This is a genomic window from Aliiroseovarius sp. CAU 1755 (genome assembly GCF_054482655.1).
The window spans coordinates 876,978-892,317 of the sequence record NZ_JBTLRH010000001.1 but is presented as its reverse complement, the minus strand read 5'-3'; the positions used below and the strand labels follow the sequence as shown (position 1 = coordinate 892,317).

At 61.1% G+C, this 15,340-nt stretch carries 12 protein-coding genes; 7 read left to right on the top strand and 5 right to left on the bottom strand.

The features are described 5' to 3' along the window. Window positions 1–25: 25 nt before the first annotated feature. Window positions 26–1,012: a methylmalonyl Co-A mutase-associated GTPase MeaB gene (gene meaB, locus ACXYMP_RS04365; RefSeq protein ID WP_458904565.1), complete on the bottom strand. Its 987-nt coding sequence runs from the start codon at window positions 1,010–1,012 to the stop codon at window positions 26–28. 114 nt (window positions 1,013–1,126) lie between these two features. Here meaB and hrpB point away from each other — a divergent pair, with 114 nt between their 5' ends. From hrpB to ACXYMP_RS04350, 3 genes are all read left to right on the top strand, one after another. Then, window positions 1,127–3,580, top strand: a complete 2,454-nt coding sequence (gene hrpB, locus ACXYMP_RS04360; protein ID WP_458904563.1) for an ATP-dependent helicase HrpB — start codon at window positions 1,127–1,129, stop codon at window positions 3,578–3,580. A 128-nt stretch (window positions 3,581–3,708) separates the two neighbouring features. Continuing rightward, on the top strand, window positions 3,709–4,167 hold the full coding sequence (locus tag ACXYMP_RS04355) for an NUDIX hydrolase (RefSeq protein WP_298568296.1): 459 nt from the start codon (window positions 3,709–3,711) through the stop codon (window positions 4,165–4,167). A gap of 133 nt (window positions 4,168–4,300) precedes the next feature. Further along, a complete protein-coding gene (locus tag ACXYMP_RS04350) occupies window positions 4,301–5,782 on the top strand; it encodes an inorganic phosphate transporter (RefSeq protein ID WP_298568299.1) in 1,482 nt (493 codons plus the stop codon). 40 nt (window positions 5,783–5,822) lie between these two features. On the opposite strand, the gene argF is transcribed toward ACXYMP_RS04350, so the two are convergent. After that, complete coding sequence (gene argF / locus ACXYMP_RS04345) at window positions 5,823–6,749, bottom strand: ornithine carbamoyltransferase (RefSeq protein ID WP_298568302.1); 927 nt, start codon at window positions 6,747–6,749, stop codon at window positions 5,823–5,825. Continuing rightward, window positions 6,746–7,930: an acetylornithine transaminase gene (locus tag ACXYMP_RS04340; RefSeq protein WP_458904560.1), complete on the bottom strand. Its 1,185-nt coding sequence runs from the start codon at window positions 7,928–7,930 to the stop codon at window positions 6,746–6,748. The genes argF and ACXYMP_RS04340 overlap by 4 nt, the downstream gene beginning before the upstream one ends. A gap of 234 nt (window positions 7,931–8,164) precedes the next feature. Here ACXYMP_RS04340 and ACXYMP_RS04335 point away from each other — a divergent pair, with 234 nt between their 5' ends. The 4 genes from ACXYMP_RS04335 to ACXYMP_RS04320 all read left to right on the top strand — a co-directional run bounded on the left by ACXYMP_RS04335 (window position 8,165) and on the right by ACXYMP_RS04320 (window position 11,531). Next, window positions 8,165–9,040, top strand: a complete 876-nt coding sequence (locus ACXYMP_RS04335) for a DMT family transporter (protein WP_458904558.1) — start codon at window positions 8,165–8,167, stop codon at window positions 9,038–9,040. 111 nt (window positions 9,041–9,151) lie between these two features. After that, the gene (locus ACXYMP_RS04330; RefSeq protein ID WP_298568309.1) at window positions 9,152–9,724 is read left to right on the top strand and encodes a GcrA family cell cycle regulator; all 573 of its coding nucleotides are present in this window, start codon (window positions 9,152–9,154) and stop codon (window positions 9,722–9,724) included. A 115-nt stretch (window positions 9,725–9,839) separates the two neighbouring features. Further along, window positions 9,840–11,231: a 30S ribosomal protein S12 methylthiotransferase RimO gene (rimO, locus tag ACXYMP_RS04325; RefSeq protein WP_458904555.1), complete on the top strand. Its 1,392-nt coding sequence runs from the start codon at window positions 9,840–9,842 to the stop codon at window positions 11,229–11,231. 78 nt (window positions 11,232–11,309) lie between these two features. Then, window positions 11,310–11,531 (top strand): hypothetical protein, encoded by a 222-nt coding sequence (locus ACXYMP_RS04320; RefSeq protein WP_458904553.1) that lies wholly within the window; start codon window positions 11,310–11,312, stop codon window positions 11,529–11,531. Between the two features lie 22 nt (window positions 11,532–11,553). Here ACXYMP_RS04320 and ACXYMP_RS04315 read toward each other — a convergent pair whose 3' ends face one another. Continuing rightward, window positions 11,554–11,853: a hypothetical protein gene (locus ACXYMP_RS04315; protein WP_458904551.1), complete on the bottom strand. Its 300-nt coding sequence runs from the start codon at window positions 11,851–11,853 to the stop codon at window positions 11,554–11,556. A 125-nt stretch (window positions 11,854–11,978) separates the two neighbouring features. Continuing rightward, complete coding sequence (carB, locus tag ACXYMP_RS04310; RefSeq protein WP_458904549.1) at window positions 11,979–15,215, bottom strand: carbamoyl-phosphate synthase large subunit; 3,237 nt, start codon at window positions 15,213–15,215, stop codon at window positions 11,979–11,981. Between the last annotated feature and the right edge of the window lie 125 nt (window positions 15,216–15,340).

The following is a 15,340-nucleotide window of genomic DNA, read 5'->3' as shown; positions in this document are numbered from 1 at the left end:
GTCCCACAGGCAACGCGCCTACCCGTCAGGCGGAAGCCGGGTTCTGCAAATGGTCGATCAACTCTTCGGCCGCGCGGGCGGCCGAGATTTCCCCACCCGCGACTTGCGCGCCAAGTGTGTTGAGGCGCGTGCGCGTTTCAGGGCGTTCGAGCACCGACAAAAGGCCAAGGCGCACGTCCTCTTCGAACCAGTGGCGGGCTTGTTGGGCGCGGCGTTTGTCCCAATGTCCCTCGGCGCGCCGCCAATCCACAAGCTCGCGCATCGCGTCCCATGCTTCTGGCAATCCATCTTGCGTCACCGCCGACACCATCATGGCTTTGGGAAACCCCTCAGGGTCATAGACGCGCTTGCGCAACAGGCGCAGCGCGCCCGCATAGTCGGCGCAGGTCCGCATCGCCGTTGGTTTCAGATCGCCATCCGCCTTGTTCACCAAGATCAGGTCCGCGATTTCCATGATCCCGCGCTTTACACCCTGAAGCTCGTCTCCACCAGCGGGGGCGAGCAGCAGCAGAAACAGGTCGGACATTTCTGCCACCATCGTTTCAGACTGGCCAACGCCGACGGTTTCGATCAACACAATATCAAACCCGGCGGCTTCGCACAGGGCCACAGCTTCGCGGGTGCGTCGCGCCACACCGCCCAGCTGGGATTGCGATGGCGAGGGGCGGATAAACGCGTTCTTCTCGCGGCTCAGGCTTTCCATCCGCGTTTTGTCCCCAAGGATCGACCCGCCCGACCGGGCTGAACTGGGGTCAACGGCCAGAACGGCAACCTTTAGACCCTTTTCAATCAGGAACATCCCGAACGCTTCGATGAAGGTGGATTTGCCCACACCCGGTGTGCCGGACAGACCGATCCGCAGCGCCTGACGGCCCGCCCCCGCCAACAAATCCAGCAATTCACCCGCTTGTTTGCGATGGTCCGACCGTCCACTTTCCACCAGAGTGATTGCCCGCGCCAAAGCCCGCCGTTCGCCCGCGGTCACGCGTTTTGCCAGATCCTGAATGTCCATGTCGCCTCCAACTTTCGCACAGTCATGGCGCGCAAGACGGCCTCTGTCCAGAGGTCCAGCGCTAACACTCCGCTGACGTCTGGACCAAAGACGCGTCACGCCCGATAAGGGGGGATGCACGACACACTGCCCATACACGACGCCCTGCCCGACCTGATGGCTGCCCTGCACCAAGCGGGCCGCGCCGTGCTGATGGCCCCGCCGGGGGCCGGGAAAACCACGGTCGTGCCGCTAGCCATGCTTGAGGCGAAGGCCTTTGCAGGCAAGTTGATCATGTTGGAGCCCCGCCGTCTGGCCGCCCGCGCTGCCGCCGAGCGGATGGCGCAAACCTTGGGCGAACGGGTGGGGGAAACTGTTGGCTATCGCATTCGCGGCGAGGCCAAAACCAGCAAAGCCACCCGGATCGAGGTCGTCACCGAGGGCATCCTGACTCGGATGCTGCAATCCGACCCGTCGCTGGACGGGGTCGGTGCGGTGATCTTTGACGAATTCCACGAACGTTCGCTGAATGCGGACCTTGGCCTTGCCCTGACGTGGGAGGCGATGCAGGCTCTGCGTGAGGATCTGAAGCTGGTCGTCATGTCCGCCACGCTGGACGCGGACCCGGTCGCTCAGCTTTTGGACAACGCACCCATCGTGCGCTCGGATGGGCGCGCGTTTCCTGTCGAAACACGCCACTTGTCCACGCCCTTGCCAAAGACCGCACGGTTGCCTGACGCGACCGCAGACCTGGTTCGCGAAGCACTGACGCAGACCGAGGGCGGCGTGTTGGTGTTCCTACCCGGCGAAGGCGAAATCCGACGGACGGAAGCCGCGCTGCGCCCACATCTGCCCTCTGATTGCCACCTTCATCCGCTGTTCGGCGCGATGGATTTCGCGGCCCAGCGCGCCGCGATTGCACCGGCCACATCGGGGCGAAAAATAGTGCTGGCAACCTCGATCGCTGAAACATCGCTGACCATTCAGGACATTCGCGTTGTGGTCGACGCGGGCCAGTCGCGCCGCGCCCGGTTCGACCCAGGGTCAGGCATGTCACGGCTGGTCACCGAACGCGTGTCAAAGGCCGAGGCTACGCAACGCCGGGGCCGCGCTGGCCGCGTCGCACCGGGCATATGCTATCGGCTCTGGACCAAAGGCGAAGAGGGCGGTCTGCCCCCCTTCCCACCCGCCGAGATTGAAACCGCCGACCTTGCCCCTCTGGCGCTTGAGCTTGCGCAATGGGGCTCACCCGATGGGTCAGATCTAGCCTTTCTGACGCCCCCGAACTCAGGCGTGCTGGCCGAGGCGCAATCGTTGCTGCAAGCGCTCGGCGCACTGGATGGAGATGGTCGGATTACCCCGCACGGCCAGACGCTGGCCCGCCTGCCGATGCACCCGCGCCTCGGGCACATGCTGGCAACCGCCGGCCCCGATGCCGCCGATCTTGCTGCACTGTGGGGCGAGCGTGATCCACTGCCCCGTCACGCGCCCCGTGATCTTTCCCTAAGGCTTGAAGCCATCCGCGACCCGAAATCGTTCGAGGCGCGCCGCGCCATCACGCCAAACCGAGGCGCGATAGAACGCATCCGCTCTGAGGCCCGACGCCTTCGCAAACTTGTTCCGCCAAAGAATACCACGCTCAGCGAAGCCCAAATGGCCGCGCTGGCCTATCCTGACCGCGTGGGGCTGCGGCGCCCCGGTGACACGCCGCGTTTCGTTTTGTCCGGCGGCAAAGGGGCCGTGATGGACGAAGGCGACCCCCTTGCCGGCGCGCGTCTGATCGTCGTCACCGACACCGATGGAAACCCGCGCGAAGCCCGCATTCGCCAAGCCATCCAGATCAGCGAAGGCGAGCTGCACGAGTTGTTTGCCGATCAGATCACTTGGATCGACCACTGCGCTTGGTCCAAGCGTGACGGTAGGGTCATCGCCCGGCGACAAGAGCGGTTTGGCGCTTTGGTGCTGGATGACCGGATGTGGAAAGACGCCCCTACTGAAGCGATCGCGCACGCAATGCTGGACGGGGTGCGCGAGCTTGGGCTGCGTCCTTCGAACGCCGCGCGCCGGTTCATTGCGCGGGTTGAACTATTGCGCGCAGGCGGTGACGACTTGCCCGACATGTCCGACGGTGCTCTGATGGACACGCTTGAGGATTGGCTTTTGCCTCACCTCTCTGGTGTGAAGACCAGCGCCGACTGGAAGCGGTTCGAATTGCTCGACGCCCTGCGCGCACGACTTGACTGGGCGCAGATGACGCGGCTGGATCAGGGCGCGCCCGCGCATTTCACCACGCCTATGGGTCGTAAAATCCCCATCGACTATTCCGGTGATGGTCCCGAAATCAGCCTTCGCTTGCAGGAAATGTTCGGCACGACCCGTCATCCCATGATCGGAAAGACACCGCTTCGGGTCACGCTGTTGTCTCCGGCGCGGCGCCCTGTTCAGACCACGACAGACATCCCCGGCTTCTGGGCGTCGAGCTATGCCGATGTGCGCAAGGACATGCGTGGACGCTATCCCAAACACCCCTGGCCCGAGGATCCGACCCAAGAGGATCCGACGCTGCGCGCCAAGCCCCGAAAGGGTTAGAAAGGGCGCGGGGAACTGCTTGCGCGCGCCATCACGGGCGATTTACTTGCAATTTCCCCATAAAATCCCCTATTTTAAGGACTAACGATAAGAACACGAGCACAAACAAGAAACGCGCAGGTCCGATTATGTCTTCACTCCTAAAGCAAGCCTGGGACGAGGTTGTGTCCCCTATGATCCAACGCCCCAAACGGGTTCAAGTCGCTGCCTTGTGCTATCGCGGCACGGGCGACGGCAAAGAAGTTCTTTTGGTCACATCCCGCGGCACCGGGCGCTGGATCCTGCCCAAAGGCTGGCCAATGGACGGCAAAAATGCAGCCGAGGCCGCCCAGCAAGAAGCTTGGGAAGAAGCCGGTGTCGCAAAGGGCAAACTGGATCGCGGCCCCGTGGGCGCATTCGAATTTGACAAAGAAATGGATTGCGGTGGCATCGCACGATGTGAAGCCACGGTTTTTCCGCTTGAAGTCGAAACGCTTGCAGATGAATTCCCCGAAGCAGACGAACGCTCACGCAAATGGGTGGCGCCCGAAGACGCTGCCCGGATGGTGAATGAAAAAGGCCTAAAGGACCTGCTTCGCGCGTTTTAGGCCACGCCCGGTTTTCCATTGAAACTGGACGGTCCGAATCTGTTGCAATTGCTTCCCTGACACGCTAGCGCATGCGCGAAAACGCGAGGCCGCGGCGTGGCCTTTGACAGCCTGAAATCAAGGGGAGCGATCGATGGCCAAGGAAAAGATCGGCAGCCAGTGGAAGACACTGGACAAGGACCTTAACCGGATCAGCCAGGTCGAATACGCAGCGCAATATGTCGCGCGCCCCTTGGTAGGCATGGGTGTTGCGCTTGCCTTCATCGTTGTCGCTGCACTTGGTGCGGCTGTTTTCTTTGGCCAGAACCCGACCTCTTTGATCGTTGTCACCGCCGCCGCGTTCGGCGCTTACATGGCTCTGAACATTGGCGCCAACGACGTGGCCAACAACATGGGCCCCGCGGTTGGGGCAAATGCGTTGACCATGACCGGGGCAATCATCATTGCCGTCATCTTTGAAAGCGCCGGGGCCTTGTTGGCTGGCGGGGACGTGGTTTCAACCATTTCGAAAGGGATCATTGATCCATCCGGGTTTGCCCAGCCGCGCACGTTCATCTGGGCCATGATGGCGGCGCTGATTTCGTCAGCTCTGTGGGTCAACCTAGCCACATGGATCGGCGCGCCGGTATCGACCACCCATTCTGTGGTGGGGGGCGTGATGGGGGCCGGGATCGCTGCGGCGGGGTTTGCCGCCGTCAATTGGCCGACGATGGGCACGATCGCGGCATCATGGATCATTTCACCGGTTCTGGGAGGCGCCATCGCGGCCCTGTTTCTTGCCTTCATCAAACACCAGATCATCTATCAGGACGACAAGATTGCGGCCGCCAAACGATGGGTGCCAGTTCTGATTGCCATCATGGCCGGCGCCTTTGGTGCCTACCTTGCGCTCAAGGGGCTCAAGCGGATCATCAAGATTGACCTTGGCACAGCGCTTTTGATCGGTGCCGCCGTGGCTGCGATCTTTTATGTGGTCTCGGCCCCCTTGATTGCACGTCAGGCGCAAGGGTTGGAGAACCGGACAAAGTCGCTCAAGACCCTGTTTGGTTTGCCGCTGATCTTTTCGGCTGCCCTTTTGTCATTTGCCCATGGCGCGAATGACGTGGCCAACGCGGTGGGGCCGCTGGCCGCCATCGTGCACGTCGAAAGCTTCGGCGATTTCGCAGCCAAAGTGTCCATTCCCACATGGGTCATGGTGATCGGTGCATTCGGTATCAGCTTTGGCCTTGTTCTGTTTGGCCCGAAACTGATCCGCATGGTGGGCAGCCAGATCACCAAACTGAACCCGATGCGCGCCTATTGCGTCGCGCTGTCAGCCGCGATCACCGTGATCATCGCCAGTTGGCTGGGCCTGCCCGTCAGCTCCACCCACATTGCGGTTGGCGGCGTCTTTGGCGTCGGGTTCTACCGCGAATTTCACATGGAGCGCCGCCTGCGCCGCACCTCGGCCGCGCGCCCGCAGGTCAAACGGATCGCACCAGAAGAACGCCGTCGCCGCAAGCTGGTGCGCCGCTCGCATTTCATGACCATCGTCGCGGCATGGGTGATCACCGTGCCCGCGGCAGCCCTGATGTCAGCGGTTATCTTCTATCTGCTGAACACGATCGTGGCCTGATCCCAGCGCCCTAAGCATAGGCAATGCGCCCGAACGGGTGCTACTTTTCCAAGCACCACCGCATCACAGCCTTTTGTGCATGCAGGCGGTTTTCGGCCTCGTCAAAAATCACTGATTGCGTGCCGTCCATCACGGCACTGGCGACTTCTTCTTCCCGGTGCGCGGGCAGGCAATGCATGAACAACGCGTCTGCTTTGGCCCCTGCCATCAACGCCGCATCCACCTTGTAGGGGCGCAGCAGGTTGTGGCGCCGTTCGCGCGCGGATGGCGCATCATGCATCGAGACCCACGTGTCTGCGACAACCAGGTCGGCCCCGTCCACGGCCTCCATCGGGTCACGCACGATCTCGATCTTTGCCCCTTTGGCACGCGCTTCTTCGACAAAGACCTGCTCGGGGTCCAGCACTTCTGGACCGGTGAAGGTCAAATCGAAACCGAACTGCCCGGCGGCATGAATGAACGACGCGCAGACGTTGTTGCCATCACCGGTCCACACCACCTTTTTGCCCGCGATCGAGCCGCGATGTTCCTCGAAGGTCTGGATGTCGGCCATGATCTGGCAAGGGTGCGACCGGTTCGTCAGCCCGTTGATCACTGGCACATCGGCAAATTCGGCAAGCTCCAGAAGGGTCGCTTCCTCAAAGGTGCGGATCATGATCATGTCGACATAGCGGCTGAGCACACGGGCCGTATCGGCAATCGTCTCTCCGTGGCCAAGCTGCATTTCAGACCCCGATAAGGTCATCGTCTGCCCCCCCATCTGGCGCACACCCACGTCAAAGCTGACACGGGTCCGGGTCGAGGGTTTTTCAAAGATCAGTGCGACCAGATGATCGGCCAGAGGCATGCCTTCATCCAGAGTGCCCTTGGGCAAACCGGCGCGGGCGTCTTTCATCGCACGCGCCTGTGCAATCATGCCTTTCAAGTCAGCAGTGTCGGTCTTGTTGATATCCAGAAAATGTCTCATGTGCCCTGCCCCTCTATGGTCTTGGCGGCGGTTTCAAGGCGGGCGAGCGCCTCATTCAGGTCGTCATCCTCGATCGTGAGGGCGGGCAACACACGCAACACATTGTCGGCGGCAGGCACGCACAACACCCCGGCGTCGTAACACGCGGTCAAGACATCTGTATTCGGCGCCTTGCACACTAGCCCCAGCATCAGGCCCGAACCGCGCACAGCGTCGAACACGTCTGGATGCGACGCGACAAGCCCTTCCAGCTTTTGGCGCAGCAGGCCGGATTTCCGACGCACATCTTCAAGAAAAGCCGGGTCATTGATGATCTCGACCACTTTAGCCCCGACGGCACAGGCCAGCGGGTTGCCGCCATAGGTCGACCCGTGTGTGCCTGCAACCATGCCGCTTGCCGCGTCTTCGGTGGCCAGAACCGCACCCAGCGGAAAGCCCCCGCCGATACCTTTCGCCACCATCATGATGTCGGGCGACACACCCGACCATTCATGGGCAAAAAGCTTGCCCGTGCGCCCCATGCCACATTGAACTTCGTCAAAAATCAAAAGCGCACCGGCAGCATCACACGCCGCACGGATTGCTTTCAGGTCATCGTCTGCGACGGGCCGGATGCCACCCTCGCCCTGCACGGGCTCGATGATCACGGCCGCCACGTCACCTTCGGACAGCGCGTTGGTCAGCCCGTCCAGATCACCGAAAGGCAGATGCGTAAACCCGGGCAGCAGCGGGCCGAACCCTTTGGTAAGCTTGTCGCCACCCGCCGCCGCGATCCCTGCGGAAGAGCGGCCATGGAATGAGCCTTCAAAGCCGATGATCCGAGTGCGCCCCTCCTGACCTTTGTCATGCCAGTATTTGCGCGCCATTTTCACCGCCAACTCACAAGCCTCGGTGCCGGAATTTGTGAAAAACACCGTATCGGCAAAGCTCGCATCGACCAGCATATCCGCCAACTGCTGTTGCTGCGGGATCGTATAAAGGTTCGAGACATGCCAAAGCCTCGCCGCTTGCCGGGTCAGCACCTCGACCAGGTCGGGGTTGGCATGGCCCAACGCGTTTACCGCGATCCCGGCTGCCAAATCCAGATATCGTTCGCCACCTGCCGTGAACAGCCAGCTGCCCTGACCTTGCTCAAACGCAAGATCGACACGGTTATAGGTCGGAAGAAGCGACGGGATCATGCCGGTATCCTTTATAAAAGAAGCCCTTGGGTGCCGTATGGCAGACTTCAAGTCAACATTTTCAGAAGAGTTTTGCGCAAACGCGCGGGATCAAACAGGACGGGACGTCAGGCGCGGATGCGTCGGCGTCGGGTCGCGGCGATATGCTGGCGTTTGATCATGCGGTGGGCTTACGGGATGGCGGGCGGGCTGTCCAGCCTTTTCAAGTCGCGCGCCAGGGGCTAATGCCGTGTCATGGAGACACGCCACACCCCCCTTGCCGCTGCTGGTTTCATGCTGCTGGCTTCGTCGCTGATTGCGGGCACGACTTTGATGGCAAAGCTCGTGGGGCGCGATGTGCTGGGGGCGCCACTTCATCCGCTTCAGATCAGCCACGGGCGGTTCATGTTCGCCTTTCTTGCCATCAGCACGGTGGTCGCCATCACCCGGCCAAAGATCCGAGCCCCGAACCTGCCGTTGCATGTCGCGCGATCGGTGGCGGGGTGGACTGGAATATCGCTTCTGTTCGCCGCGGTGACGTTTATCCCGCTGGCGGATGCCACCGCGATCAGTTTTCTTAACCCGGTCTTCGCCATGCTGCTGGCGATCCCTCTTCTTGGTGAACGTGTGGGACCGTGGCGATGGATCGCTGCTGCGATTGCTCTGTCTGGCGCCGTCATCCTGATCCAGCCCGGCGCGGGCAGCTTCCACCCCGCAGCCCTTTTGGCGATGGCCGCCGCTGCCGTCATGGGGCTTGAGATCACCTTGATCAAGCGCCTGACCGGGCACGAAGCACCCTTGCAGATCCTGTGGATCAACAACGGCATTGGCCTGACCGTCGCGACTTTGACTGTGATCTGGGTGTGGACACCGCCGACCGCGGCGCAATGGGCGGCGCTGGTGGCGCTTGGGTTGATGATGGCTTTGGCGCAGGCGTGCTTCATCCAGTCCATGAAACGTGCAGAAGCAAGCTTTGCCGTGCCCTTTTCCTATGCCACGCTTGTCTTCGCCGGGCTGTATGACTTCGTGGCCTTCGCCGTCGTGCCGGTCGCCACCGGCCTGATTGGGGCGGGCATCATCGTAGCGGGCGCTGCGCTTCTTGTCTGGCGCGAGGGGCGCCGGTCGCACTGATGCTGCATCTGCGCTTGTATCCCGCGCGCCTATGACTAGAATAGCCGCTTGTGAATTCACTGGGCTTTCTGGGATTACCCGGCAGCCACCCCCAAAAAAACGGGAAGAAATATGTCCTGGACCGACGAACGCGTTGAAATCCTGAAAAAGATGTGGGGCGAGGGGCAATCTGCCTCGGTCATCGCCAAGGAACTTGGTGGCGTCACCCGCAACGCCGTGATTGGCAAGGTGCACCGTTTGGGGCTGTCAAACCGTTCCGGGGGTGGTGCGAAAACACCCGCCAAGGAAAAGCCCGCGCCCAAAGCAGCCGCCAAACCCAAACCGGCGCCTAAGAAAGCCGCGCCCAAGAAAGAGGCTGAATCGACTGCGAAACCCGCAGCCGACGTAAAGCCGATCCCGGCGCGTAAGCAGATCATCCCGGCCGGCCAACCCCTGCCGCCACAGCCATCTGCGAACGAGATCAGCCCAGAAGCGCTCGCCTCGGTGCGCGAGGTCGAGAAGGGCGCAAAGAAGCTGCATCTGATGGAGCTGACCGAGCGGACCTGCAAATGGCCCATCGGTGACCCCGCGACCGAGGAGTTTTGGTTCTGCGGCCTGCCCGTGCAGCAGGGCAAACCCTATTGCGAGGCGCATGTGGGCGTGGCGTTCCAGCCGATGTCCTCGCGGCGTGATCGCAAGCGGTAAGCGGTAACCCACCCAGAACTTCGAAAGCGCGCCCAACCCGGCGCGCTTTTTTGCTGCGCTACGACAAAGCGCGGTTGTGCTTTCCAAGACCTGCCATGCAAGCTATATGCGCGCCATGACAGATCCAGTGAACCCACCCAACCTGCGCCCCGATCTTGCCCCGAAAGCCCGGTTTTCCGAGCCACGGCGCGACGGCCAGCCCACCATCGGCATGGTCAGCCTTGGCTGCCCCAAGGCGCTTGTGGATAGCGAACGCATCCTGACCCGGCTGCGCGCCGAAGGCTATGCCATCAGCCCGGACTACACCGGCGCGGATGCGGTGATCGTGAACACCTGCGGGTTTCTGGATTCTGCCAAGGCGGAAAGCCTTGAGGCGATTGGCGAGGCGTTGAACGAAAACGGCCGCGTCATTGTCACCGGCTGTCTGGGCGCGGAAGAGGATTACATCCGCGGCACCCATCCCAGCGTGCTGGCCGTCACCGGCCCGCACCAGTATGAACAGGTTTTGGACGCCGTGCACGGCGCCGTGCCGCCCTCGCCCGACCCGTTCGTGGACCTGCTGCCAGCGACCGGCGTGTCGCTGACCCCGCGCCATTACAGCTATCTGAAGATTTCCGAGGGCTGCAATCACAAGTGCAAGTTCTGCATCATCCCCGACATGCGCGGCAAGCTCGCAAGCCGCCCCGCACATGCGGTGATCCGCGAAGCGGAAAAGCTGGTCGAGGCTGGCGTGAAAGAGCTGCTGGTGATCAGCCAAGACACCTCGGCCTATGGGGTCGACATCAAACACGCCGAAGATCGGGGCCACCGCGCACATATCACCGATCTGGCGCACGATCTTGGCGCGCTTGGGGCCGGGCGCGACCTGTGGGTGCGGCTGCATTATGTCTACCCCTATCCGCATGTGCGCCAGTTGATCCCGCTGATGGCAGACGGGCTGATCCTGCCCTATCTGGATATCCCGTTCCAGCACGCCCACCCCGACGTTCTGAAACGCATGGCCCGCCCGGCGGCCGCGTCGAAAACACTGGACGAGATCGCGGCGTGGCGCGCGACCTGCCCCGATATCACCCTGCGCTCGACCTTCATCGTCGGCTATCCCGGCGAAACCGAGGCTGAATTCCAGACCCTGCTGGACTGGATGGACGAGGCGCAACTGGATCGCGTCGGCTGTTTTCAATACGAAAATGTCGATGGTGCCCGGTCAAACGACCTGCCCGACCACGTGCCCGCCGAGATCAAACAAGACCGCTGGGACCGGTTCATGCAGAAGGCACAAGCGATTTCCGAAGCCAAACTGGCCGCCAAGGTGGGTCAGGTCATGGACGTGATCATCGACGATATTGATGAGGACGGCATCGCCACCTGCCGCACCAAAGCCGACGCCCCTGAGATCGACGGGAACTTGTTCATCGACGAGGGCACCGAAGGACTGACGGTAGGTGAGATTGTCAGCGTCGAAGTGGATGAGGCAGGGGAATATGATCTGTGGGGGCGTATCGCCTAACGGCAAATTGCCCTAAAACCGCCAATCCTGCGCGCTAGAAGCGCCCATCTGTATGGAACCCATCGGCAAGTTAGTGGAATGATGATGCCACATCTGATGCAAGCAATAATCTATGGCATTGGCGGTTATATGGCCGTGTATATGCTGTTGCGCCCTGCGGCGTTACTTGATGCCATTTCAACCGGTCCCGGTATGGGCAAAGCCGGATGGGCTTTCCACCAAAAGCACTACAAGCTGACTTACCCTGTTTTAGGGGCATTGCTCGTAGTTCTGGGACTCGCTGTCGCGCAAGTGACCTGACGCACAGGATCGTCTTTGTGCGCTACCCTTCCGTAGACACGCTAAACAGCACCCAGCCGTCAACCCGTGCAACCTCGACCCCGCCGGTTTCGGTCACGAACACGCCCACCCCTTCGTAGTCTTCCGGGCAGGCCACAAGGTCGGCGGTGTGGTCAAGATACTCGACCGTTTCGGCGCTTTCGCCCACGCGGCGGCATTGGTCGCCGTCGGCGCGGTAGCCTCCACCAAACAGCGGCAGGTCTGTTGCGGGTGGGGTATAGGGTGGCGCGGTTTCGCATGCGGCCAGAAGGCCGATCATCATTATGGGGACAACGTTTTTCATAGAGCTCTCCTGCTGGATCACCACCATGATACCATAAGTTGAACGCTCCCCGTCAAAACATCACGCACGGAGAGGCGGAAAAGCGCGCGTGGCGGCGCGCTGCTCTGCTTTTCTCCGTTTTGGTGTCAGGCGCTGGTGTCTTGCAGCGCTTTGACCTCGATCGGCCGTTCAAGGCGCATCTTCATTGCCCGTGCGGCCGCATGGCTGCCTGTCAGGGTGGTGAAATACGGGATCTTGTCCATCAGCGCGACGCTGCGCATCTGGCGGCTGTCATCGACCGACTGCGCGCCTTCGGTGGTGTTCATCACCAAATCCACACCGCCATCCTTCATGATGTCAATGATGGTGCGCCCGGGTTCGAACGCCTTGGGCGCCACGATGGCGGCAACGTCATGCTGCGCCAAGAACGCGGCCGTGCCGGATGTTGCGAGGATCGAGAAGCCAAGCTCCACCAACATTTTCGCCGTGTCCGCCAGTTGGTCGCCTTTGTCGCTGTCCTTGATCGACAAGAACACCGTTCCGTCCGAAGGCAGGATGGTGCCGGCCCCAAGTTGGGCTTTCAGAAACGCCATATCAAAGCTCTTGTCGGTGCCCATGACCTCTCCGGTCGAGCGCATTTCCGGTCCCAAAATGGTGTCGACACCGGGGAAGCGCGCGAAGGGCAAAACGGCCTCTTTCACCGCATAGGTGTCAATCTCGGGATTGACCAAATCGAACGCATCCAGCTTTTCGCCCGCCATCAGGCGCGCGGCGATCGAGGCGATCGGGCTAAGCACCGCTTTGGCGACGAACGGCACCGTGCGCGAGGCACGTGGGTTCACCTCAATCAGATAAATCTCGTTATCCTTGATGGCGAATTGCACGTTCATCAGGCCGACCACGTTCAAGGCGAGGGCAAGCGCTTCGGTCTGCTTGCGCAGCTCGGTGATGATCTCAGGCGACAGCGAATAGGGCGGCAGCGAACAGGCACTGTCGCCCGAGTGCACGCCGGCCTCTTCGATATGTTGCATGATGCCGGCCACATGGACCTTTTCGCCATCACACAGCGCGTCCACGTCGACCTCGACGGCGCCGGACAGGTAGTGATCCAGCAGAACCGGGCTGTCACCGGACACAACCACTGCTTCGGCGATGTAGCGCTCCAACTGCTTCAAATCGCGCACAATTTCCATCGCGCGACCACCCAGAACGTATGACGGGCGGATCACCAGCGGGAACCCGATATCCTCGGCGATTTTCATCGCCTGCGCATCGGTCGAGGCAATCCCGTTATGGGGCTGTTTGAGGCCAAGTTGGTTGACCAGCGCCTGAAAGCGCTCGCGGTCTTCGGCCAGGTCGATGGCGTCGGGCGTGGTGCCAAGGATCGGGATGCCCTCGGCCTCCAGCGCATTGGCCAGCTTCAGCGGCGTCTGGCCGCCAAACTGCACGATCACACCATGCAACGTTCCGTTTTCCAGCTCGACGCGCAAGATTTCCATCACATGTTCAAACGTCAGCGGTTCGAAATACAGCCTGTCCGAAGTGTCATAATCCGTCGATACGGTTTCGGGGTTGCAGTTGACCATGATGGTTTCATAGCCAGCTTCGGTCAGCGCGAAACAGGCATGACAACAGCAGTAATCGAACTCGATCCCCTGCCCGATCCGGTTTGGACCGCCGCCTAGAATGACCACTTTTTTGCGGTCAGACGGGCGGGCTTCGCATTCCACCTCGCCCATCATCGGGGCTTCGTAGGTCGAATACATATAGGGGGTTTGCGCCTCGAACTCGGCCGCACAGGTGTCGATGCGTTTGAAGACGGCATTCACCCCGACGTTGCGGCGCGCCAAACGCACCTCGGCCTCTTTCTCGCCGGTCAGGGTCGCCAGACGCGCATCGGTGAAGCCCATCATCTTGAGCTTGCGCAGGCCGTCCGCGTCGGTCGGCAGGCCTTGGACCTTTACCTGCTCTTCGCACTCAATGATCTCGCGAATGCGGGCCAGGAACCATGGGTCGAATGCCGTGACGGCGTGGATGTCGGCATCTGACATGCCATGGCGCATCGCTTGCGCGATGGTGCGCAAACGATCAGGCGTTTGTTTCGAGATTGCACGGACAAGTGCTGCATGCTGCGGCGCGTCTTCGATCTTGATCTCGTCGAACCCTGTCAGATCGGTTTCCATCGACGCCAGGGCCTTTTGCAGGCTTTCGTGGATTGTGCGCCCGATGGACATAACCTCGCCCACTGACTTCATGGCGGTGGTCAGGTGAGGTTCCGAGCCGGGAAACTTCTCGAACGCGAAGCGCGGGATCTTGGTGACGACATAGTCGATGGTCGGCTCGAACGAGGCGGGCGTCACCTTGGTGATATCGTTGTCCAGTTCATCCAGCGTATAGCCCACCGCCAGCTTCGCGGCGATCTTGGCGATCGGGAACCCGGTGGCCTTTGATGCCAACGCCGACGACCGGCTGACACGCGGGTTCATCTCGATCACCACCATGCGGCCGTCTTCGGGGTTTACGGCCCATTGCACGTTTGATCCGCCGGTTTCGACGCCAATCTCGCGTAGCACATTGATCGAGTGCGTGCGCATCAGCTGGTATTCCTTGTCGGTCAGCGTCAGCGCGGGGGCAATCGTGATCGAATCCCCCGTATGCACCCCCATCGGGTCCACGTTTTCGATCGAGCAGACGATGATAGCGTTGTCAGCAGTGTCGCGCACCACCTCCATCTCGAACTCTTTCCAACCCAACAGGCTTTCGTCGATCAAGATCTGGCTGACCGGGCTGGCATCCAGACCAGAGCGGCAGAAATGTTCGTATTCTTTGCGGTTATACGCCACGCCACCGCCTGTGCCACCTAGGGTGAAGGCCGGGCGAATGATCGCGGGAAGGCCAATGTCTTCCAACGCGGCCATGCATTCTTCCATCGTATTGGCGATGGTCGCACGCGGGTTTTCAATGCCCAAACGGTCCATAGCTTCGCGGAAAAGCTTGCGGTCTTCCGCCATTTCGATGGCTTCGCGCTTGGCACCGATCAGTTCTACGTCGAATTTCTCCAACACACCCAGATCGGCCAGTTCCAATGCGGTGTTCAATCCAGTCTGTCCGCCCATCGTGGGCAACAGCGCGTCGGGGCGTTCTTTTTCGATGATCTTTGCGACAACCTCGGCGGTGATCGGTTCGATATAGGTCGCGTCCGCCAGCCCCGGATCGGTCATGATCGTCGCGGGATTCGAGTTCACCAAAATGACCCGATACCCTTCTTCGCGCAGCGCCTTGCACGCCTGTGCACCAGAATAATCGAACTCGCAGGCTTGCCCAATTATGATGGGCCCCGCGCCGATAATCATGATAGAGTTGATATCGGTTCTTTTCGGCATGAAGACCCCCATCGGCAGACTGACGCACGCAGGATTCTCGCCCGCGCGCAAATTGTCGTGGGTTATAGACATAGGGGCACTTTGCGCAAGCCCCGAATGCGTATCAGCAACCGGTTTGACAGGGA

Coding starts and splice junctions, on each gene's coding strand:
- argF (WP_298568302.1), bottom strand. CDS start 6,749: ATGAGACATTTTCTGGATATCAACAAGACCGACACTGCTGACTTGAAA.
- ACXYMP_RS04335 (WP_458904558.1), top strand. CDS start 8,165: ATGGAGACACGCCACACCCCCCTTGCCGCTGCTGGTTTCATGCTGCTG.
- ACXYMP_RS04320 (WP_458904553.1), top strand. CDS start 11,310: ATGATGATGCCACATCTGATGCAAGCAATAATCTATGGCATTGGCGGT.
- carB (WP_458904549.1), bottom strand. CDS start 15,215: ATGCCGAAAAGAACCGATATCAACTCTATCATGATTATCGGCGCGGGG.
- meaB (WP_458904565.1), bottom strand. CDS start 1,012: ATGGACATTCAGGATCTGGCAAAACGCGTGACCGCGGGCGAACGGCGG.
- ACXYMP_RS04350 (WP_298568299.1), top strand. CDS start 4,301: ATGGCCAAGGAAAAGATCGGCAGCCAGTGGAAGACACTGGACAAGGAC.
- ACXYMP_RS04355 (WP_298568296.1), top strand. CDS start 3,709: ATGTCTTCACTCCTAAAGCAAGCCTGGGACGAGGTTGTGTCCCCTATG.
- rimO (WP_458904555.1), top strand. CDS start 9,840: ATGACAGATCCAGTGAACCCACCCAACCTGCGCCCCGATCTTGCCCCG.
- hrpB (WP_458904563.1), top strand. CDS start 1,127: ATGCACGACACACTGCCCATACACGACGCCCTGCCCGACCTGATGGCT.
- ACXYMP_RS04330 (WP_298568309.1), top strand. CDS start 9,152: ATGTCCTGGACCGACGAACGCGTTGAAATCCTGAAAAAGATGTGGGGC.
- ACXYMP_RS04315 (WP_458904551.1), bottom strand. CDS start 11,853: ATGAAAAACGTTGTCCCCATAATGATGATCGGCCTTCTGGCCGCATGC.
- ACXYMP_RS04340 (WP_458904560.1), bottom strand. CDS start 7,930: ATGATCCCGTCGCTTCTTCCGACCTATAACCGTGTCGATCTTGCGTTT.